We start from the raw sequence: 19,653 nt of genomic DNA on the forward strand, positions 1-19,653 counted from the left end.
TCATTACACTGCCGTCATCCTGGGGGGGAGCGCCGCTGCATGGAGAATCTCAAACCCATCAAGGACTTCTCGCTCCTTGACGATCCCGACCAGATCGCCTCGCTGGCGCATCGGGATCGCCTGGCGATCCTGCGCACGCTAGGGGAGGAGCCCCGCACCGGCGCCGACCTTGCGCGCGAGCTGGGCTTGCCCGCGAATCGCGTCCACTACCATCTCAACCATCTGCTCGAACGGCGGCTGATCGAGGAAGTGGGCAAGGGTCGCAAGCTCTGGAAGGAGGAGCGGCTCTTCCGCAGCGCCGCGCGGCACTACATCGTGGATCCCGCGCTGGGCGGCGACGCCACCGCCGCCGACGCCGCGATCAAGGCGTCCATCGAGCACGCCTTCCTCGACTGGCATCGCGAGGAGCTGCTGCAGATCGATCTCGGGCGCGTCGCGCGGCTCATGGTGGAGCGCTGTCTGATGGTGAAGCCCGGCGAGCAGGTGCTCGTCATGCACGGGCCGCTGGGCTTCGACCTCGCCGAGCATCTTCACGTGGAGCTGGCCGCCGCGGGCTGCCTGTCGCACACGCGCGCGTGGTCGCCCGAGACCATTCGCGCCACGCTCGAGCGCTTCAGCGCCGAGGAGCTGGCGCGGCAGCCCTTCCTGCCGGCCCCTCTCGATGACGCCCTCGCCGCCGTGATCTTCCTCAGCGGCAGCGTCGCCCAGGGCGCGCCGCCCAGCCCCGAGCAGATGGCAAAGCTGCCCGCGCTCATGCAGTGCGTGTCCGCCTGGCAGCAGTCGCTGCACGCCCGCCGCGTGCGCTACCTCGAGTTCGCGCTGCCCCTGCGCCGCGAGTTCGACGTGCAGGGTTCGGGGCCCATTCGCGGCGCGACGCCCGAAGAGGCGATCGAGATCTTCTGGAAGTGCATCGACACCGACTACGGCCGCCTGGCGCGTCGCGCCAAGGCGCTCGAGGCGCTGATCGCCGCCGACGGCGAGCTGCGCGTCACCTGTCCCCTGGGCACTGACCTGCGCCTGCGCGTGGACATGGAGCGCAGCTTCCTGCTGGATGGCGTCGTCTGTCCCGACGACGTCGCCGCCGGCCGCTCCTTCGAGGGCCTGCCCGCGGGCACGCTCAACTTCTTTCCCGTGAAGGGTACGGCCGAGGGTGTCTACCGCGCCGACTACACCTATCAGGGCGGCGCGCACATCGAGAGCGTGTTCCTCACCCTGCGCGAGGGGCGCATCGTCGAGCTCAAGGCCGAGCGCAACGAAGAGGTGCTCAAGCGCCGTCTGGAATCGGCCTCCGGCGACGCGGACCTGCTCTCCGGCGTGCGCTTCGGGATCAACCCCGCGGGGCAGGGCCCCACGGGGAAGCCGATCCTCGACGCGTGCCTGGCCGGCGCGGTGACCCTTCACTTCGGCAACAACGAGCTGCAGGGCGGCGACGTCCGCAGCACCATCGACCTGATCCTGCCCGCCTGCCACCTGACCGTCGACAGCGGCGACACGCGCCTCGTCGACGGTGGCGTGCTCGCCGCGGCTGCCCGCGACGTCTGAGCTCCTAGCGAAGCAGGACCAGCCGTCCGCTGGCCTCGCGCGCTCCCGCACGCAACCTGACGAAGTAGACCCCGCTCGGCTGGGGCCGCGCGGCGTCGTCCCGGCCATCCCAGATCGCGCGCTGCTCGCCGGCGGGGCGGAGGCCGTCCACCAGCGTGCGCACGTGACGCCCCTGCACGTCGAAGACGTCGAGGCGCACCGGACCGCTCTCGGTGAGCGCGAAGCGGACGGCGCTGGTCTCCCGGAACGGGTTCGGGCTACCGGTGAGAACCTCGAGCGCGAGGTCGCCGCCGGGCGCTGAGGTCGGGTCGGCCAGCGGCACGGACAGCACCGCGACGCCCATGCTCGCGCAGGAGAGCCAGAGCTCGTAGCCACCCTCGACGTTGCGCTGCTCGGCGTCGTAGATCTGCGCGTGGGGCAGACCGTCGGCGCGCGTCACGGTGCCGAACTCGCTGCCGTCGAACCAGACCAGCGACGCCTCGATGCCGTTGCTGTTGAAGTTGGTGAACCAGACGCGGCCGTCGGGCGTGACCGCCAGCGGGGTGACCTGGTCGCCCGGCAGCGCGGAGTTGCTCGAGTGCCACCACTGGTGCGTGCCAGCTTCGGCGTCCAGCCGGAACAGGCCCTCGGTGCTGCCCACCCAGGCCACGCCGTCGCGGCCGACGGCGACCTTGGTGAGAACATCGTGCAGGGGGTTGAGCTCGGGCAGCTCGGTGTTGAGCCGGGAGTAGCGGTAGTTGCCGTCCGTGCGCACGACCTCGAGATTCGCGCAGGCCCAGACCGTGCCCGGGCGATCCGGATCGCGCACGACGTTCGCGCCCCAGCCCGCGATGGGCACGCTCGTGAACGCGCCGTCGGCGTAGTAGCGCAGGCTGAAGTAGGTGCCCACGGTCCACAGCCTGCCGAGGGAGTCCTCGGCCAGGCCCTCGGAGCTGCTGTTGGCTTCCCAGGGAAGGAAGGTCGAGCCGTTCCAGTCGTGGAGGCCGTGGTTGGTGGGGTTCAGGCCCACGTTGCCGGTCGAGGGGCGATAGGTGATGGCGTCGGCGTTGTCGCAGGCGAAGGGCCAGTCGCCGCCGAGGCCGTAAGTCAGCACGTTCCAGTTCGTCCAGCGCAGGCCGTCGAACATGGCGATGCCACCGATGCCGGGCGCGGCGTTGCCGGTCATCCAGACTTCCCCGTTCGCGCCGAAGCTGATGTCGCGCACCCAGTAGTCCATCTGCGAGGTGTTGGTGACGCGGTAGCGCTGCCAGTCGCCCGTCTCCGCGCTGCGGCGCGCCACGCCGCCGTTGCCCGAGACCCACACGTCGCCCTGGGAGTCCATGTCGAGACCGGCGGTGAAGGCGCCGGCGCCGCCCCAGGCGCCGAGGTTGTGCCAGAGCGCGCCGTCGTACTGCCAGACGTCGTCGCCGAGCACCACGAGGAACTGCTCGGGACCGGTCGCGCGGAAGGCGTCCAGCTCGATGGCGCCGAGCGGCGTGCTGGGCGCCCCCCAGCTGCCGTCGGGCCGGCGGAACTCGAGCGTGTAGAGCTGTCCCGGCGTGGTGTAGCGCAGCATCCAGGCATTGCCGGCGGCGTCCACACCGTTCTTGACGATGGACATGATGTCGCCCGCCTGCGAGTTGTTCGCCAGCGTCGTGAACTGCTGGGTGTCGCTGTCGAAGCTCGCCCGGCCGAAGGCGTCGTCGATCCACACCACGTAGCCGCCGCCGGGCTTCGGCTGCACCGAGGCCGTGCGCGTGGTGTTCCAGCCCGGCCAGCCGTTCGCGTTCGAGCCGTAGCCCCAGACCGTCCACGTGTCGGTGCCCGGGACGTAGCGAACGACGCCCCCGTTGTTCGGACCGAGGGAGTAGACGGCGAACCAGACGGAGCCGTCCGGAGCCACGCTGACGTCGAAGGTCCTGCCGCCGGGGTGCGGCGAGTTGGCGCCGTCGTAGCGCACCAGGGACCCGGGCCCGATGGCCGGATCGTAGTGGAGGGCGCCGATCCAGGTGCCCATCCACAGGGTGCCGTCCGCGGCCGCCTCGATGTCGCTGATCCGGGAGGACCCGACGATGCTCGGATCGCCGAGCACCGGGTAGTCGACGTTGGAGACGTTCACCCAGCGGTTCTCGCCGGGAACGAAGTGGGCGAAGCCGCCCTCCTCCCAGGACGCGACGTAGCAGCAGGCGTAGAGCAGGTCGTTGTCGTCGATCCAGAGCGCGCTGGAGGCGTCGCCCTGGACGCCGGTGTTCCCCGCGCGGTAGTAGCGCCACGAGGCGCCCTCCGGCATCGCGGCGCCGGCGAGCGAGGGCGCCAGCGCGAGCAACAGGCAGAGCGCGGCGAGTGCGCGGATCCGAGCGATTGTCCTCATGGGGGCGACCTCCGGGGTTGGGACCTGCTTTCGGTGCGAGGGCTCTGATTATGCGCATGTTCAGGGAACTTTGAAAGTAAAAGCGCAAGGATAGGGAATGATTTCCAGGTTGCGCAACGGCCGCAGGGAGAGGGTGACGGCGGGACCCCCGCAGGCTATCCTCCGCGGCGGAGGCCGCCATGCTCGACGCAGACCTAATCCGTGACGAATTCCCGCTTTGCGGCGAGTGGACCTACTTCGCCAGCGCAAGCAACGGCATCCTGCCCGAGCGGAGCCGTCGCTACCTGGAGCGCTACTTCGCCGAGCACCACTACCTGGAGCTGGGCCAGCACTACCGCATGTTCGACGACCTCGTCGCCCTGCGCGAACGCGCCGCGCGGCTCTTCGGCGGACGGGCCGCCAACTGGGCGCTCATGCCCAACACGACCTATGGCATCAACGCGGCGGCGACGTCCATCGACTGGCGCGCCGGCGACAGCGTGGTGCTCGCCGACTGCGAGTTCCCCGCCAACGTGGCGCCCTGGCAGAACCTGGCCGCGCAGGGCGTCAACCTGCGCTGGGTGCGCCCGGCCGACAGCAAGGCGCACGCGGAAGCGCTCGTGCAGGCCTGCGACGCCCGTACGCGCGCCATCGCGGTGAGCGGCGTGCAGTTCCACAACGGCTACGCGCCGGACCTCGCGCGTCTCGCGCGCTTCTGCCACGAGCGCGGGCTCTGGCTCTCCGTGGACGGCATCCAGGGCCTGGGCAACCGCGCCTGGAATCTGCCCGAGCTCGGCGTGGACTTCCTCGCCGCCGGGGGACAGAAGTGGCTCTGCGCACCGCGGGGCACGGGCCTGCTCTACCTCTCGGACCGCGCGCTCGAAGCGCTGAACGCCGGCGTGCTGAAGCAGGCCTACCTGGGCTGGCTCAACACCGAGCGCTGGCAGTTCACCGCGCTGCTCGATCACACGCGGCCGCTCACGGCGGACACGCGTCGCCTCGAGGTGGGCACCTACGCCTTCCACGATCTCATCTGCCTCTCGCACTCGCTCGAACTGCTCGAGACCCTGGGCCTCGACGCCGTGGCCGCGCACAGCGACGCGCTACGCGAACAGCTGTTGGACGGCCTCGTCGCGCGCGATCTGCTCCGGCCGAACGGGCCTTACAGCGCCTGCTGTTCGGAGGAGGCCTGCGGGCGGCGCAGCCAGATCCTGGCGCTGGCCTGTCCCGACGCCATCGGCCTCTGGCGCGCGCTGGCCGAGCGGAAGATCGCGGTGAACCCGCGCGAGGGCAGCATCCGCATCGCGATGCACTACTACAACCGCGCGGAGGACGTCACCCGGCTGCTCGAGGCGCTGGACCTGCTGGCGGGTTAGGCGCTGCCGCCGAGGCGCTCGGCGAGCACGGCGTGCAGGCGGCTGCGGAATTCCGTGGGGATCTCCTCGTAGCGGATCGCGGACACGAGAGTCTGCGTCTGGCGCAGCGTGTCGACGTAGTTCTGGCAGGCGGGGCAGGCGAGCAGGTGGAGATCGAGGCTGCGGCGCGGCTCGAGGGAGAGCTCGCCGTCGAGGTAGTCCGACAACAGCTGCACGACCTCGCGGCAGCTGCGCATGCGCAGGCCGAAGGGTCGGCCGAGCATCATGCCCATCATGGCCAGCCACAGACGCAGGCGCTGCATCAGTTCCTCCTCAAGCCTCGAAGTCCCGGGCCAGCCGCGCGCGCAGCATGAGTCGCGCGCGGTGGAGGCGGCTCTTCACCGCCGGGATGCTGAGCTCCAGCATGTCGGCGATCTCCTGGCGGCTGCGGCCCTCCAGGTCGGCCAGCACGAGCACCGTGTGGTAGTCGTCGGGCAGTTCGGCAATGGCCTCGCGCACCTGGCGGCGCGTCTGCTCGCGCTCGATGTCCAGCACCGAACCGCTCCAGCGGCCGACGGGATGGAGGTGGTGGCCGGTCTCGTCGAAGGCGAGCAGCGGATCCTCCCAGGCCTGCTCGCGGCGGCGGGATAGCGAGCGCCGGCGCATCAGCGACAGGTTGAGGCCGAGCTTGTAGAGCCAGGTGCCGAGGCTCGCGCGCCCTTCGAACTGCTCGAGGCTGTCGAGCAGGCGCAGGAAGGTGTCCTGGGTGACCTCCTCGGCGTCCTCGGGCGAACCGGTGATCTTGAGGGCGAGCTGGTAGATGCGCCCCTCGTGCGCCGCCAGCACGCTCTGCAGGGCGGCCTCGTCACGGGCCGCGAGACGGGCGAGCAGCTCGCGCTCGTCGTCGCCCAGGCGGGCGTCGATGCGGGGATGGGGCTGGCCGTCCTCGCCGACCGTCCACGTCACGAAGAGGAGCATGCCGGAATTCAACGCGCTGACGGCCATGACCACAAGCGAAAACCTCGCGCACGAGAAAGCGCGGGTGCCGGCCCTCCACCCCGCGTGGCTGCGGGACACGCTGGGCTTCGCGGCCGGCCCCCACGGCAATTGCGGATTCGATGCCGTGGGGGTCGGGATGGGTTCGCGGGAATTCAGGCCAGGAGCGGCGTGACGGCCTCGGTGAGGAGCTGGACGCCGCGGTCCACGTCGCGGCCGGTGCTCATGCGCCCCACGCTGAGGCGCAGGGTGCCGCGCGCCCACTCGGGCGCGACGCCCATGGCCGTCAGCACCGCCGAGATCTTGCCGCCGTCGCTGTTGCAGGCCGCCCCGGCGCTGGCCGCAAGGCGGTCGGCGAGGGCGCGCAGCAGATCGCCCGCGGCGAGACCGCGGAAGGCCACGCTCAGCGTGCCGGGCAGCGCGGCGGCGCCGCCGCGCTCGGCGGGACCGTTCACGCGCATGCGCTCGACGTCGAAGCGTTGCCTGAGGTTCTCGAGCAGGTGCTTGCGCAACGAGTGGCTGTGCGCCATGTCCTCGTCTATGAGCGAGTGACTGAGATGCGCCGCCTGGCCCAGCCCCACGATGGCAGGCACGTTCTCCGTGCCGGCGCGGCGGCCGTCCTCCTGGCTCGCGCCGAGCACGAAGGGCGGCAGCGTGCGCCCGCGCCGCAGGTAGAGCGCGCCCACGCCCTTCGTGGCGTAGAACTTGTGGCCGGCGAGGCTGAGGAAGTCCACGTCGAGCGCGGCGACGTCCACGGGCACCTTGCCCACCGCCTGCGCGGCGTCCGTGTGCAGCGGCACGCCGTTCGCGCGGCAGAGCGCAGACAACTCGGCGATGGGCTGGAGCGTGCCGACCTCGTTGTTGGCGAGCATCACCGAGACCAGCGCCGTGTCGGGCGTGAGGACCTCGGCGAGGGAGTCGGGGTCCACCCGGCCCTCGCCGTCTACGGGCAGCGTGCTCACGCGCCAGCCTCGGGCCGCCAGCGCCCGCGCGGGCTCCACGATCGCGGGGTGCTCCACCGCGCTGATCACCAGGTGACGGCGCTCGGGGGGCGTTTCCGCCGCGACACCGAAGATTACCGCGTTGTTGGACTCCGAGCCGCCGCTGGTGAAGACGATCTCCTCGGGCGCGGCGCCGATCAGCCGCGCCACGCGCTCGCGCGCCTGCTCCACGTGCTGGCGCGCGCGCCGGCCCAGCGCATGGCTGCTGGACGGATTGCCGAAGTCCTCCTGCAGCGTGGCCACGATCGCCGCCGCCACGCGCGGATCCACCGGCGTCGTGGCGTTGTAGTCGAGATAGATGAAGTCGTCCACGGGCGTCCTCACTGGCTAGCCTTCCATCAGGATAGTGCGATCCGCCGGGGGCCGGCCACGAAAAACCCGGCCTGTTGCAGACATTTGATGCCGCGGGCGGCCTTTCCGTCTTGCGGGCCGGCTAATCCGCGAGGATCTTTGCACTTGCTTCACGGGCCCGCGCCGTGCAGCTTGAGGCCACGCGACGCGTTCGATGCTCAGGAGGACGTCCATGGCCCACATCGTCACCGGCAACTGCGAGAACTGCCGCTTCACCGACTGCGTGACCGTCTGCCCGGTGGACTGCTTCCACGGCGACGACACGATGCTCTACATCGACCCCGAGGAGTGCATCGACTGCGCGGCCTGCGTGGAGGAGTGCCCGGTCCAGGCCATCTACGCCGAGGACGACGTCCCCGCCGACCAGGAGAAATGGATCGCCATCAACGCCGAGAAGGCGCCGGGCCTGCCGGTGGTGAACGAGCGCGAGGATCCACTGCCGAGCGCGGAGGGCAAGAAGGCGGATCTGGGACTCTAGGTCCCCGCTCAGAGCCCCTCGATCTCCTGGATCAGAAAGCGGTGCTTGCCGATGCGGGTCTTGGGGATGTCGACCACCCGCTCCACCGTGAGCGCCACCCCGTCGCCGCAGTGACGCTCCAGCGCCGACACGATGCGGCGCTCCTCCGCCGCGTCGAAGCGCGACCCCGCCACCACCTTCAGCACCGCGCGCCCTGGCTCCTTCTGATGGAACTGGAACTGATCCACGGCGACGAAGAGGTCGTCATGGCGGTTGATGCTGGTCATGGAGATCTGGCGGCCGTCGGCGGCCACGAGCAGCTCTTGCAGGCGGCCGTCGGGCTGCTTGATCAGCGGGAAGGGTAGGCCACAGGAGCAGCGCCGCGCCGTGTACAGCGCCCGGTCGCCCGTGCGGTAGCGGATGAGCGGGAAGTAGTCGTGCAGCAGCGTGGTGCCCACCACCTCGCCGGCCGCGCCCTCTTCGGTGACGGGCCGCCCCTCGGCATCGATCAACTCCAGCACCCCGTACTCGCTGAACACGTGATAGCCCTCGCCCGCGGGGCACTGCGCCGCGCAGATCACGCGCTCGCTGTGGCCGTAGAGGTCGAGCACCGGCGCGGCGAAGGCCTCGTGGATGCGGGAGCGCTGGGCGTCGTAGAGGGTCTCGCTGCTGGTGATGACCGCGCGCACGGGCAGGCGCTCGCCGGCCTCGAGCAGCAGCGACGCGAAGGCGCTCACCGCCGAGGGGTAGCCGCGAAAGATCTCGGGCTTGTACTCGCGCAGGAGCGGGAGCATCCAGCGGAAGTTGTCGCGGGTGAGGTCGTCGCTGCTGATGGCCAGTGTGTTGCGGCGCAGGTCGCGGCTCCACACGGTGCGCTTGCCGTCCTCCTGGCCAGTGCTGCCGGCGCAGATGGCCTCGCGGCTCGTGTCGCTGAGGCCCGCCCAGCTGCGGAAGCGCGTGACGAAGGCCATCTCGGTGGGGTAGGTGCGCGTGGCGTGGCGGTAGAAGCCCACGGGGATGCCGCTGGAGCCGCCGGTGCTGGCGTACTTCAGCGCGCCGCGGTCCTGGCCGTCAGGCACCATGGCCTCGACGTTGTCCCGCAACGTCTCCCGGTCCACGAAGGGCAGGCGCGCCAGATCCTCGCGCGTGCGGAAGTCCTCGGGCGTCATGCCCAGCGCGGCGAAGCGCTCCCGCCAGAAGGCCGTGTTCCGCGCGGCGTGGCGCACCATCTCCACCAGCTTACGCTCCTGCCACTCGGCCATGCGCTCGGCGCTCCAGCGCTGGCTGCGCATGATGAAGCGCCAGGTGTCGGCGAAGGCACCGCGGTGGCGCCAGGGCGGCGGCAGCTTCCAGTAGAGGCGGTGGTGCAGGCGTTCGGCCGGCAGGCGCGGCGTGTCCATGTCAGCGTCCTCGAGTGAAGAGGGCCTTGGCGAGGCGGAAGGGCAGACGGAACAGGCCGAAGACCGCGCGCCGCGCGAGCAGCACGGCCCGGGGCGCCTCGCGGGCGAAGAGGTGGCCCCAGTGCAGGCGGAAGGTCTCCTCGCGGAACCACCAGCGCAGCGCGCTGGCGATGTAGAGCGGCCGCCGCTTCAGGTGCATCCAGATGCTCGGATACTGGATCGACAGGTAGGGCCAGCCGCTCACCCAGAACTTACGGCAGGGTTCGTCGTGGTTGAGCGGGTGACTGCACCACTCGAACTGGCTCAGCGTGACGGCCGCCTCGGCGTCGGTCTCGAGACGCACGGACCAATCCTGTGTTTGACGCACAGGGGTTAGCGCAAGCTCGGCCACGCCTTGGGCGTCCAGCAGGAGGCGGAAGACGACGTTGTTGCGCTGGCTCCGCCGGAAGAGCTCCAGCTCGGCCTGGGACAGGAAGGGCTCGTAGTCCACGAGCAGGCTGCCGAGGCTGTAGGCGATCAGGGCCTGGCGGCCGTCGGGACGCCGCCGCCACTCGACACCCTGCAGGAAGTGGGGGTGATGGCCGAGGATGACGTCCGCGCCCGCATCCACGATGGCGCGGCAGTCCTCCTGGTGCTCGGGCGAGGGGAAGTCCACGAACTCGCGGCCCTTGTGCACCGACACCAGGACGTGGTCGGCCGTGGCGGCGGCGCGGCGGACGTCCTCGATCACCAGGTCGCGGCGGAAGAACGCGTTGCCGGGGCGGAACTCGCCCGCGTTGGTGTTGGCGTCATCGGTCGCGTAGGAGAGCAGCGCCACCTTGCGACCCTTGCGCTCGATCCAGGCGGGCTCGCGCGCCGCGGCCAGGGTGGCGCCGCTACCGCTGGTGACGATCCCCGCCTCCGCCAGCCGCTCCCGCGTGAAGGTGATCGGTTCCAGGCCGTGGTCCATGGTGTGGTTGCTGGCCAGGCAGGCCAGATTGAAACCGCCTGCCACGAAGTGCGGGATCAGCGCCGGGTCGGTTAGGTAGCTGATGCGCTTGTCCGGCTCCCACATCTCGGCGCCGTCGCGCGGGCCAAAGACGGTCTCCAGCTGCGCGAAGACCAGGTCGCCGTCCGCCCAGAGCCGCTTCATCGCGCCCAGCGGGTGCTCCGGGGGCTGCCCGAGCAGGTGCTCTTGAAGGTCGCGTTCCCAGATGATGTCCCCGCTGGCGAAGAGGGACAGGGCGTCAGGGTCGGCCGCGCCGCGGTCGGGCGCCGTGACGCGCCGCGTGGCGCGGTCCAGGCGGAAACGCGGGGACAGGTCCTCGGCACGGAACCAGCGGGGGGGCTTGGGGATGGCGCTCACGTCTCACTCTCGCTTGGGGGTCCATCAAGCGGAGCAAGCCCGATGCCGGACCGCCGCCGCGGCAGGACTGTAGCGCGGCGGCGGGTTCCGGTCACGGGTTTCGTGCGGCGGCTACCTGAGCAGCACGAGCTTTCCCGTGCGGCTCTCGCCGGCCTGCTGCAGCCGCGCCAGGTAGACGCCGGCGGGAAGCTCGCCCAGGTCGACCGTGGCGACCGCCGTGGACGGCACGGCGAGCCGGCGCAGGCGGCGGCCGGCCACGTCGTAGACTTCGAGCACGGCGGGGCCGGCCCCGGCCCGCGCCTCGAGCGCGAGCGTCTGCCCCCGGCGCAGCGGATTGGGCCAGGCGACGAGCGGCGCGGGGCCGTCGCCGAAGGCGGCCTCCAGCGGCGGCACGGCGGTGGAGATGGGCTCGCAGGGCAGGCCCCAGAGGCGAACGGAGCCCAGGTTGGAGCCGTTGGGCAGGTTGTCCGTGGCCGCGCCGACGGCGATCTGGAGGCCGTCGGTCGTCACGCTGAACCCGAGGCGATCGTAGTCGCTGGTGTCCGCGGCGATCAGCTTCTTGTGATGGATCCAGCCCGCGGGCTCTCTGACGAAGACGTGCGCGGCGCCCGCGACGTAGCCGGCCTCCCCGTCGTTCGGCACCCCCGCGACGATGAGGTCGCCGTGCAGCGCGACCACCTTGCCCAGCCCGTCCGCGACGGCGGCGTTCTCGAGCACCAGCTTGTCCGTCTCCTGCCAGTCGGCGCCGTCGAACTCGTAGACATAGATCGCCCCGGCGGCGTTTGCGGCGTCGTCGTCGCCCGGAGTGCCGATCACGAGGCGGTTCCCCTGGAGGGCCAGGCCCTCGCCGAAGCCGTCCGTGTAGTCGGGGTTGCTCGCGTGGAGCTTCAGCGTGGGCAGCCAGGTCAGGCCGTCGCGCTCGTAGATCCAGACGGCGCCGGAGTCGGTCTCCGTGTCGTCGTCGCGGGGGACTCCGATGGCCAGGCGGTCGCCATCCAGCGCCAGCGCGTAGCCGAAGAAGTCCTGGTAGTAGCCGTCCGGCGCCAGGAGCTTCTGCTGCTCCATCCAGACGCCGCCTTCGCGGTGGTAGGCGTAGACAGCCCCCGCCTTCGAGCCCAGGCTGTCGTCGTCGGTGGCCGCGGCGAAGAGCCAGTCGCCCTGCATCACCAGCGGAGCGCCGAAGCTGTCGTTGGCCTTGAGTTCGGCGGGCATGAGCTTGTCGGTCTGGGTCCAGGCGCCGCCCTGCAACTCGTAGAGGTACACCGCGCCGGCGCCCGAGGCCGCCTCGTCGTTGGACGGCGACCCGACGGCGATCCGGTCGCCCTCCACCGCCGCCGCGGCGCCGAACTTGTCGCCCACGCCGCCATCGGCGGGGACGAGATGCTCGCCCAGCGCCCAGGTCTCCCCGTCGGACTCGTAGACGTAGGCCGCCCCCACATGGTTGAAGATGTTGGTCTCCTGCTGGGCGCCCACCACCAGGCGCGTGCCGTCCAGCGCGACGCTGCTGCCGTAGTAGCCCCCCGGCGCGCCGCTGGCCAGCATGCCCGCCTCCTCGAAGGGATAGGGATCGTAGGTGTAGAGGAAGGCGTGGGACGGACCGCCCACCAGGATGCGGTCGCCGGCCATGTCGAAGGAGTTGATGTACGTGTCGATGTCGAAGGACTGCAAGCGCTGCCACTGGACGCCGTCGTACTCGAAGAGGTGAAGGCGCTGTTGCTCGATCGAGCTGTCCTCGTAGTTGCTCTCGACGAGGGCGCGCTTGCCGTCCATGACGATGGGCTTGCTGCCGAGGTTGCGGTGCTCGCCGGGCGGCAGCAGCGGCAGCTGGCTGGTCAGGATCCAGGTGTTGCCGTCGAAGCGGAAGGCCTGGAGGTAGCCATTGGTGTCGCCGCCGCCGTCGCGCGGCACGCCGGCGATGGCCTGGTCACCCGCGATGGCGACGACCGTGCCCAGGTGGTCCTGGGGGCTCGGATCCGGGTCGGAGAGCTCGCTCCAGTAGATCCAGAGGCCCCCGACCTTGCGGTAGAAGCAGACGCGCCCAGCCTCGTCCACGGTGTCGGTGTTGAACTTGGGCTGCCCCAGGATGGCCCACTCACCGTCCAGGGCAAGACTGGCGCCGAAGGACTGCGCGTTGTGAATGTCGCCGGGTTCGAGGTACTGGATGGGTACCCAGCCGCCCGGGTCGCGCGCGTAGACCTGGACCATGCTCCCCGCCATCGCCCCGGGCGTGTTCACCATGAGAAAGGCGTTGTCCACCGCAATGGCCCGGCCGAAGTGGCCGTTCCAGGTCTCCCAGGCCGGCCGGACGTCGCTCTCCAGCGTCCAGGCACCCCCGTTCCGCGCGTAGACCAGCACGCGCCCCGAGTAAGGCAGGCCGCCCGTGAAGTCGGCGTCGCCCACCGCCAGGACGTCGTCGCGCAGGGCAAGGATGTTGCCGAAGGTCTCGTCCTGGCTCCAGGGCAGTGGCGGCTGGACCAAGGCCGTCGGTTGCCAGTCGTCCCCGTTCGGTTCGAAGACGACGGCGGCACCGATGGAGTGATTCAGCCAGTCGTCGTAGACCGTCCCCGGCGCCCCGACCACGAAGCAGTCCTCGGTGATGGCCACGCCGTGGCCGAAGCCCTGGATGGTGTCCACCCCCTCGCTGGTCCAGCCGTCGAGCGAGATGACGGCGGGCTCGGGCGGGCAGCCTCCCGCCGCCGCGGCGGACGGTAGGCCGAGGACGAGAACGAGCAAGCAGCCGAGGACTCCACGCATGGCGGACCTCCGGGGAGGGGGTTGCCTCGATCACGAGATTCACGGCGCGAAGCGGACAGCCTGTCCGCCCCCGGGCGCATTTCGCGTGGTTCTCTCAGCGGGCTTTCGGGTCCAGAACCCGGGCCGACGCTTCGTCGCTTCCCCCCCGAAGCGCATGCGCTATCATGGAGGCATGCCCGGCGATGGACAGGTCACCCTACTCCTGCAGGCCGTGCGCGACGGCGACGACGCTGCGCTCGGCACGCTCTTCACCCTGCTCTACCGCGAGCTGCGCGAGATTGCGCATCGCCAGCTCGGCGGCGGCACCCTCGGCACGACGGCCGTCGTGCACGAGGCCTACCTCAAGCTGCTCGGCAGCGAGGGCCTCTCGGCCCAGGACCGTGGGCACTTCTTCGCGCTGGCCTCGCGCGTGATGCGGCAGATCCTCGTGGACCGCGCGCGGGCCCAGCGAGCGCAGAAGCGCGGCGGCGGTGCAGCGCACCTGCCCCTCGACGAGCTGCTGGCCGCCGCCCCCGATGCCGACGCCAGCGCCGCGGCCCTGCTGGACCTCGACGCGGCCCTCGTCCGCCTGGAGGCGCTCGACCCGCGCCTGTCCCGCCTGATCGAGCTGCGCTTCTTCGGCGGCTTCGAGATGGAGGAGGCGGCCACGATCCTGGGCGTCACCGCGCGCACGCTGCGCCGCGACTGGCGCAAGGCCCGCGCCTTCCTCTACGCGGAGCTCTACGCCGAGGGCGGCGGGGAGGTCGCGCCGTGAAGCCCGTCGATCCCGCCCTCTGGCCGCGCCTCGAGACGGCCCTGGAGGAGCTGCTCGAGCTCCAGCCCGCCGCCCGGGCGCGCGCGCTGGCGACGCTGGGGCGGCAGGATCCCGCGCTCCGCGACGCGCTCGAGGAGCTCCTCGCCGCCGACGCCCGCCCGCGGGGCATCCTGGAGACCGGCGCGGACGATCTGGCCCGGGCGCTGCTGGCCGCCCAGCCCTCTCGCGCCGAGGCCGACGACCCCGAGGCGCCCCTGCCCCGCGTCGCGCGCTACCGCCTCCTGCGGCGACTGGGCCGCGGCGGCATGGGCAACGTCTACCTGGCCGAGCGCACGGACGGCGATTTCGGCGGGCCCGTCGCGCTCAAGCTGCTCGCCCTGGACGTGGACACCCCCGAGCTGCGCGCGCGCTTCCTGCAGGAGCGCGCGATCCTGGGGCGGCTCGAGCACCCCGGCATCGCGCGCCTGCTGGACGGGGGCCTGAGCGAGGACGGCCGCCCCTACTTCGCGCTGGAGTACATCGAGGGCCAGCCCATCACGGACGATGCCGACGCGCGCCGGCTCACCCTGCGCGAGCGCCTGCGGCTCTTCGAGAAGGTCTGCGAGGCCGTGGGCTACGCGCAGCAGCACCTCGTGGTGCACCGGGACCTGAAGCCGTCGAACATCCTGGTCACGCCGGAGGGCCAGGTGAAGCTGCTCGACTTCGGCATCGCCAAGCTCCTGGCCGAGGCGGAGGACGGCGAGGCCCGCACCCGCACGGGCGTGGCGCTCATGACGCCCGAGTACGCCGCGCCCGAGCAGCTGCGCGGAGAGCCGGTGACCACGGCGACGGACGTCTACGCCCTCGGCCTCGTGCTCTACGAGCTGCTGGCCGGACGCCGCGCCGTGGACAGCGCCCTGCGCGGCCTGATCGTGAGGGGGGGCGAGCGCGAAGCGCGGCCGCTGGCCCAGGCGCTGAGCCGGGCGTCGCGCGAGGAGGAGATGGCCACCGCTGCCGCGCGCCGCTCGAGCCCGGCGGCCCTGCGCCGCCAGCTCCGCGGCGAGCCGGCCACGCTGGTGGACACGGCGCTCCGCCCCGAGCCCGAGCGCCGCTACGCCTCGGCCGAGGCCATGCTCGAGGACCTGCGGCGGCTGCGCGAGGGACGTCCCCTGCTCGCCCGCCCGGCCTCGGCGGGCTATCGCCTGCGCAAGTACCTTCGCCGCCACCGGGTGGCCATGGGCGCGAGCGCCGCCGTGGTGATCGCCCTGGCCCTGGGCCTGGCGGCCACGGCCTGGCAGGGACGCGTGGCGCGCCAGCAGGCCGCGCGCGCCGAGGCGGTGCGGCAGTTCGTCACGAGCCTCTTCACCGACGCCAACCCGGACGAGACCGGCGCCGCGGAAGTGAAGGATCTGCTGGCGCGCGGCGTCACGCGCGTGGATGGGGAGCTGGCCGGTCAGCCCGCGCTGCAGGCCGAGCTGCTGGGGATCATCGGGCGCGCCTACGTGGCGCTGGGCGAGTACCCGGCCGCGCTGCCGCCCCTGGCGCGCTCCCTCGCGCTCGAGCACGCGGTGGGCGGCGACGTGCGCCAGGCGGAGATCGCCCTGGGCGGCGCCGAGGTGGAGGCCATGCACCTGGAGCGCGCGGACTCACTACTGCGGACGGCCCTGGCGCGCTTCGACCCCGAGACGGAGCGGCTCGATCCCGAGCGCATCCTGGCGCTGAGCAACCGCGCGGTGCTGGAGCAGCGCAGCGGCCACTACGACGAGGCCGAGCGCCTCGATCGCGAGGTTCTCGCGCTCGACGAGGAGCGCTACGGACCGGAGCACCCCGAGGTCGCGGCCGATCTCAACAACCTGGGGACGCTGTACATCGACCAGGGGCGCTGGGACGAGGCCGTCGACGTCCACCGCCGCGCGCTCGACCTGCGCGAGCGCCTGCTGCCGCCCGGGAACACCGTGACGCCCGCCAGCCTGCACAACCTGGCCTACGCCCTCTCCAAGCTGGGGCGAAGCGAAGAGGCCGACAGCCTCTACCGGGAGGCGATCGCCCGGCGCCAGGCGATCTACCCCGACGGCCACCCCCTGCTGGCGGGGTCGCTGCGCGAGCTGGGAGCGCTGCGGATGAGCGCGGGAGACCTCGCCGCCGCGGACAGCCTCTTCTCCGCGGCGCTGGACATGCAGGAGCGGCTTCTGGGCGAGGCGCACAGCGGCACGGCGATGACCGTCAACCAGCGCGGCGTGGTCGCCTACTTCCGCGGCCACCACGAGGCGGCCCGCGCGGACTTCGTCCGGGCCTTCGCGACGCTGGCGAAGGTGCTCCCGCCCGGGCATCCCACCACGCTCCAGGTGGGGCGCAACCTCGAGGGCACGCTGCGCGCGCTGGGACGCGTCGCGGCGGCCGACTCCGTGGGCGCGCGGCTGGACTCGCTGGCGGCGCTGGCCGACGACTGAGCGCTAGCCCGAGGTGGCGAGCCTCGTGTCGGACTGCGCGGCCGTGATCGCGCGGCGGCAGTCCTCCAGCGGCCCGCCCAGCCCGCGCTTCTGGTGCACGAGCCGTCCTTCCCGGTCCAGGACGCTGATCACGCTGGCGTGGGAGAAGTTGCCGTCAGGATCCTCGCGGAAGGGTACGTCCAGCAGCACCGAGAGCTCGCGGACCGCCGCGGCGTCGCCGTGCAGCAGGGTCCAGCGGGCGGCGGGCAGCTGCTGCTGCGCGGCGAACTCGCGCAGGGCGGCGGGGTCGTCGCGGGCGCTGTCGAAGGAGATCAGCACGAAGCCGGGACCGCCGTCGTCAGCCGCGGGCAGGTCCGCCTCGAGCTCGCGCAGCTCGCTCAGGATGCGCGGACAGGCGTACTGGCAGTGCGTGAAGATCATGGCGACCACGCGAACGCGGCCGGCGAGGTCGCCGAGCTGAAGGGCGTGGCCGTCCTGGTCCGTCCAGGGCGAGTGCAGGGCGTAGAGCGACGTGGCGGGCAGCGCGGGCGCCGTCTCGGCCGCCGGCGCGGCATGCGCGGAGGGCTGGCAGCAGGGGGGCGTGGCCGGCGGATCGGCCGCGTCGGCCGCCGTGGCCAGCAGCGGTAGCAGCAGCAGGAGCGGGAAGCGGATCACGGTTCACCTCCTGGCGAGGGATCGGTGTTCAGGTCGCGCGCACAGCGGAAACCGAGGCTGTTGAGGCAGTCGGCGCCGTGCAGGCTGCTGCGGAAGGCGTAGCGCATGAAGGCCGCGTAGTCGGTGAGGTCGGTGGCGCCCACGGCGCCGCCGGCGCAGAAGAAGCGCCGCTCGAGATCGCTGTCGGCGCGGGACTCGCCGGTGACGAGGGCCGAGTTGAAGTCCTCGACCCACTCCCAGGCCAGGCCGTGGAGATCCCAGACGCCCCAGCGGTTGGCCGCGGTCGATTCCACGGGCGGCAGGGGCAGCTGCCCGGGCCGGGCGTACCAGTCGAGGATGCGCTGCTGCGTCTCGGGATCGGTCCCGCTCGCCCCCGCGCCCGCGGCGTACTCCCACTCGGCGACGCTGGGCAGGCGCTTGCCGCGCCACTGCGCATAGGCGCGGGCCGCGAACCAGGACACCTGGGTGACCGGGCTCCTCTCCAGGGCCGCGGCCCGTGGGCCGAGATCCAGATCCCCGGCCCACTGGGCGAGGTAGTTCTCGCCGGCGAAGAGCCGGCTGACCCGGGATCGGCGCCACTCCGGACAGGCGCGCACGAAGTCGAGGTACTCGGCGTTGGTCACGGCGTGCGTGTCGAGCAGGAAACCGCCCACGTGCACCCGGTCGGCAGCCGCGTCGCGGGCGTAGAGGGGCAGGTAGTCGCCGCCCTCGACGCGGCACATCCCACCGGCAGGCGTGGCGCCCGCCGGCGCGGCGGTCAGCAGCAGCAGCAGCGTCCAGGCCCGGGTCCTCATGGACGCAGCGCCTTCACGTCGCCGGGCTCCACGACGCCGCCGTCGTTGCCCCAGCTGTTCAGCACGTAGGTGAGCACGCTGGCGATCTGATCGTCGCTGAGATGCAGCGCCGGCATGACTCCGTTGTAGGTCTTGCCGTTGACCACCAGCTCGCCCTGCTTGCCCTCCAGGATCGCATGGATGCCGCGTGTCTTGTCGGCCAGCAGGTAGTCGGAGCCGGCGAGCGGCGGGAAGGCCGCCGGGATGCCCTGGCCCGTGAGCTGGTGACAGGCCGCGCAGTTCTGCGCGAAGAGGCGCTCGCCGGCGGCGATGCGCTCCTGCTTGGTCAGCGTGCGCGCCGGCGAGGGCGTCGCCTCGCTCTCGATCGCCTGCACCGCGCTCCCCTCCGGCAGGTAGATGCCCTCGGCCTGCTGTCCGGAGTAGATGGCGGGATCCCCGGGCCCCTCGACCTTCAGCATGCCCAGCGCGCCCTTGTTGAAGGCGCGGAAGATGGCGTGGTCCACCAGGAGGAAGGTGCCGGGGACGTCCACCTTGAACTCCACCAGGGCCGCTCCACCGGCCGGCACCAGCGTGGTCTGGACGTTGCGCTGGTCGGCGCGGCTCCCCGCCTCGGTGTGCACCAGATCGAAGATCTCGCCGATGACGTGAAAGGACGAGATGAGATTCGGTCCGCCGTTGCCGACGAACAGGCGCACCGTCTCGCCGGTGCTGGCGCGCAGGGCCCGGTCGTCCGCGAGCGCGCCCACGGAGCCGTTGAACACCACGTAGTCCGGCTCCTCGCGCAGGGCCTTGGCCATGTCGAAGGGCTGAAGCCCCGCCTCGCCGTAGGAGCCGGTCGTGTAGAACTCCCCCTGCATCACGTAGAACTCCCGGTCCACCGGAGGGAGGCCCCCGGCCGGTTCCACCAGGATCAGCCCGTACATTCCATTGGCGATGTGCATGCCCACGGGCGCCGTCGCGCAGTGGTAGACGAAGAGGCCTGGATTCAGCGCCGTGAAGGAGAACTGCGTGCTCTTGCCGGGCGCCGTGAAGGACGAGGTGGCGCCGCCCCCGGGGCCGGTGACGGCGTGCATGTCGATGTTGTGCGGCATCTTGTTGTCGGGGTGGTTGCTGAGATGCACCTCCACCACGTCGTTCTGACGCACGCGGATGAAGGGTCCCGGCACCGTGCCGCCGAAGGTCCAGAACGTGTACTCGACGCCGTCGGCGAGCCGCCCCACGTGCTCGCGCACCTCGAGATCGACCCGCACGTGGGTGGGGTGGTCCCGTGCGATGGGGGCCGGCACCTGCGGAGCATGCGTGAGCGTGGCCACCTCCTGCCCGCGAACCTGCGCGCGCTCGACCGGGGACAGGCCCCAGTCGGCGCGGCCGTCGGGGTCGGTGGCCTCTCCTCGCCCACAGGCGAGAGGCGTGAGCACAAGCAGCGTGAGGGCGAGCGTCGCGGCGCTTCGCGCGAGTCGATCTACCCGGCAGGACTTCATGGTCACCTCCA

The 19,653-nt window shown here is 71.7% G+C and carries 16 protein-coding genes; 6 read left to right on the plus strand and 10 right to left on the minus strand.

What is annotated here, in order from left to right; genetic code table 11:
* The first annotated feature begins 39 nt into the window (after positions 1-39).
* Entirely contained in the window at positions 40-1,542 is a 1,503-nt protein-coding gene (locus tag H6693_12660; GenBank protein ID MCB9517033.1) for an aminopeptidase, read from the plus strand.
* A gap of 4 nt (positions 1,543-1,546) precedes the next feature.
* Here the strand turns inward: H6693_12660 and H6693_12665 are convergent, their stop codons facing one another.
* Positions 1,547-3,892 (minus strand): hypothetical protein, encoded by a 2,346-nt coding sequence (locus H6693_12665; GenBank protein MCB9517034.1) that lies wholly within the window; start codon positions 3,890-3,892, stop codon positions 1,547-1,549.
* 179 nt (positions 3,893-4,071) lie between these two features.
* On the opposite strand from H6693_12665, the gene H6693_12670 reads away from it, so the two are divergent.
* On the plus strand, positions 4,072-5,247 hold the full coding sequence (locus tag H6693_12670) for an aminotransferase class V-fold PLP-dependent enzyme (GenBank protein MCB9517035.1): 1,176 nt from the start codon (positions 4,072-4,074) through the stop codon (positions 5,245-5,247).
* Here H6693_12670 and H6693_12675 read toward each other — a convergent pair.
* The gene (locus tag H6693_12675) at positions 5,244-5,549 is read right to left on the minus strand and encodes a zf-HC2 domain-containing protein (protein MCB9517036.1); all 306 of its coding nucleotides are present in this window, start codon (positions 5,547-5,549) and stop codon (positions 5,244-5,246) included. The two genes, H6693_12670 and H6693_12675, sit on opposite strands and share 4 nt — an antisense overlap.
* A gap of 10 nt (positions 5,550-5,559) precedes the next feature.
* Positions 5,560-6,204, minus strand: a complete 645-nt coding sequence (locus H6693_12680; GenBank protein MCB9517037.1) for an RNA polymerase sigma factor — start codon at positions 6,202-6,204, stop codon at positions 5,560-5,562.
* Here H6693_12680 and H6693_12685 point away from each other — a divergent pair.
* The gene (locus H6693_12685) at positions 6,203-6,397 is read left to right on the plus strand and encodes a hypothetical protein (GenBank protein ID MCB9517038.1); all 195 of its coding nucleotides are present in this window, start codon (positions 6,203-6,205) and stop codon (positions 6,395-6,397) included. The two genes, H6693_12680 and H6693_12685, sit on opposite strands and share 2 nt — an antisense overlap.
* On the opposite strand, the gene H6693_12690 is transcribed toward H6693_12685, so the two are convergent.
* Positions 6,378-7,535: a cysteine desulfurase gene (locus tag H6693_12690; protein ID MCB9517039.1), complete on the minus strand. Its 1,158-nt coding sequence runs from the start codon at positions 7,533-7,535 to the stop codon at positions 6,378-6,380. The two genes, H6693_12685 and H6693_12690, sit on opposite strands and share 20 nt — an antisense overlap.
* Positions 7,536-7,746: 211 nt before the next feature.
* Between H6693_12690 and H6693_12695 the strand changes: the two genes are divergently transcribed.
* Positions 7,747-8,052, plus strand: a complete 306-nt coding sequence (locus H6693_12695) for a ferredoxin family protein (protein MCB9517040.1) — start codon at positions 7,747-7,749, stop codon at positions 8,050-8,052.
* An 8-nt stretch (positions 8,053-8,060) separates the two neighbouring features.
* On the opposite strand, the gene H6693_12700 is transcribed toward H6693_12695, so the two are convergent.
* The 3 genes from H6693_12700 to H6693_12710 form a co-directional block, all read right to left on the minus strand.
* Complete coding sequence (locus H6693_12700; protein MCB9517041.1) at positions 8,061-9,431, minus strand: phenylacetate--CoA ligase family protein; 1,371 nt, start codon at positions 9,429-9,431, stop codon at positions 8,061-8,063.
* Position 9,432: 1 nt separating this feature from the next.
* Positions 9,433-10,776 (minus strand): CapA family protein, encoded by a 1,344-nt coding sequence (locus H6693_12705; GenBank protein MCB9517042.1) that lies wholly within the window; start codon positions 10,774-10,776, stop codon positions 9,433-9,435.
* A 111-nt stretch (positions 10,777-10,887) separates the two neighbouring features.
* Positions 10,888-13,530 (minus strand): T9SS type A sorting domain-containing protein, encoded by a 2,643-nt coding sequence (locus H6693_12710; GenBank protein ID MCB9517043.1) that lies wholly within the window; start codon positions 13,528-13,530, stop codon positions 10,888-10,890.
* A 172-nt stretch (positions 13,531-13,702) separates the two neighbouring features.
* On the opposite strand from H6693_12710, the gene H6693_12715 reads away from it, so the two are divergent.
* Complete coding sequence (locus H6693_12715) at positions 13,703-14,284, plus strand: sigma-70 family RNA polymerase sigma factor (GenBank protein ID MCB9517044.1); 582 nt, start codon at positions 13,703-13,705, stop codon at positions 14,282-14,284.
* Positions 14,281-16,713 carry a serine/threonine protein kinase gene (locus tag H6693_12720; GenBank protein ID MCB9517045.1) on the plus strand — a complete coding sequence of 811 codons (2,433 nt, stop codon included), beginning with the start codon at positions 14,281-14,283 and terminating at the stop codon, positions 16,711-16,713. The genes H6693_12715 and H6693_12720 overlap by 4 nt, the downstream gene beginning before the upstream one ends.
* A gap of 3 nt (positions 16,714-16,716) precedes the next feature.
* On the opposite strand, the gene H6693_12725 is transcribed toward H6693_12720, so the two are convergent.
* The 3 genes from H6693_12725 to nirK are packed head-to-tail and all read right to left on the minus strand — an operon-like array spanning position 16,717 to position 19,642.
* The gene (locus H6693_12725; protein ID MCB9517046.1) at positions 16,717-17,367 is read right to left on the minus strand and encodes an SCO family protein; all 651 of its coding nucleotides are present in this window, start codon (positions 17,365-17,367) and stop codon (positions 16,717-16,719) included.
* On the minus strand, positions 17,364-18,161 hold the full coding sequence (locus tag H6693_12730) for a formylglycine-generating enzyme family protein (protein ID MCB9517047.1): 798 nt from the start codon (positions 18,159-18,161) through the stop codon (positions 17,364-17,366). The genes H6693_12725 and H6693_12730 overlap by 4 nt, the downstream gene beginning before the upstream one ends.
* Entirely contained in the window at positions 18,158-19,642 is a 1,485-nt protein-coding gene (gene nirK, locus H6693_12735; GenBank protein MCB9517048.1) for a nitrite reductase, copper-containing, read from the minus strand. Before nirK ends, H6693_12730 begins: the two co-directional genes overlap by 4 nt.
* Positions 19,643-19,653: the final 11 nt, after the last annotated feature.

The organism is Candidatus Latescibacterota bacterium (genome assembly GCA_020633725.1).
Lineage (GTDB): Bacteria > Krumholzibacteriota > Krumholzibacteriia > JACNKJ01 > JACNKJ01 > VGXI01.

Coding starts and splice junctions, on each gene's coding strand:
- H6693_12660 (MCB9517033.1), top strand. CDS start 40: ATGGAGAATCTCAAACCCATCAAGGACTTCTCGCTCCTTGACGATCCC.
- H6693_12710 (MCB9517043.1), bottom strand. CDS start 13,530: ATGCGTGGAGTCCTCGGCTGCTTGCTCGTTCTCGTCCTCGGCCTACCG.
- H6693_12730 (MCB9517047.1), bottom strand. CDS start 18,161: ATGAGGACCCGGGCCTGGACGCTGCTGCTGCTGCTGACCGCCGCGCCG.
- H6693_12675 (MCB9517036.1), bottom strand. CDS start 5,549: ATGCAGCGCCTGCGTCTGTGGCTGGCCATGATGGGCATGATGCTCGGC.
- nirK (MCB9517048.1), bottom strand. CDS start 19,642: ATGAAGTCCTGCCGGGTAGATCGACTCGCGCGAAGCGCCGCGACGCTC.
- H6693_12695 (MCB9517040.1), top strand. CDS start 7,747: ATGGCCCACATCGTCACCGGCAACTGCGAGAACTGCCGCTTCACCGAC.
- H6693_12715 (MCB9517044.1), top strand. CDS start 13,703: ATGCCCGGCGATGGACAGGTCACCCTACTCCTGCAGGCCGTGCGCGAC.
- H6693_12700 (MCB9517041.1), bottom strand. CDS start 9,431: ATGGACACGCCGCGCCTGCCGGCCGAACGCCTGCACCACCGCCTCTAC.
- H6693_12665 (MCB9517034.1), bottom strand. CDS start 3,892: ATGAGGACAATCGCTCGGATCCGCGCACTCGCCGCGCTCTGCCTGTTG.
- H6693_12680 (MCB9517037.1), bottom strand. CDS start 6,204: ATGCTCCTCTTCGTGACGTGGACGGTCGGCGAGGACGGCCAGCCCCAT.
- H6693_12670 (MCB9517035.1), top strand. CDS start 4,072: ATGCTCGACGCAGACCTAATCCGTGACGAATTCCCGCTTTGCGGCGAG.
- H6693_12685 (MCB9517038.1), top strand. CDS start 6,203: ATGCCGGAATTCAACGCGCTGACGGCCATGACCACAAGCGAAAACCTC.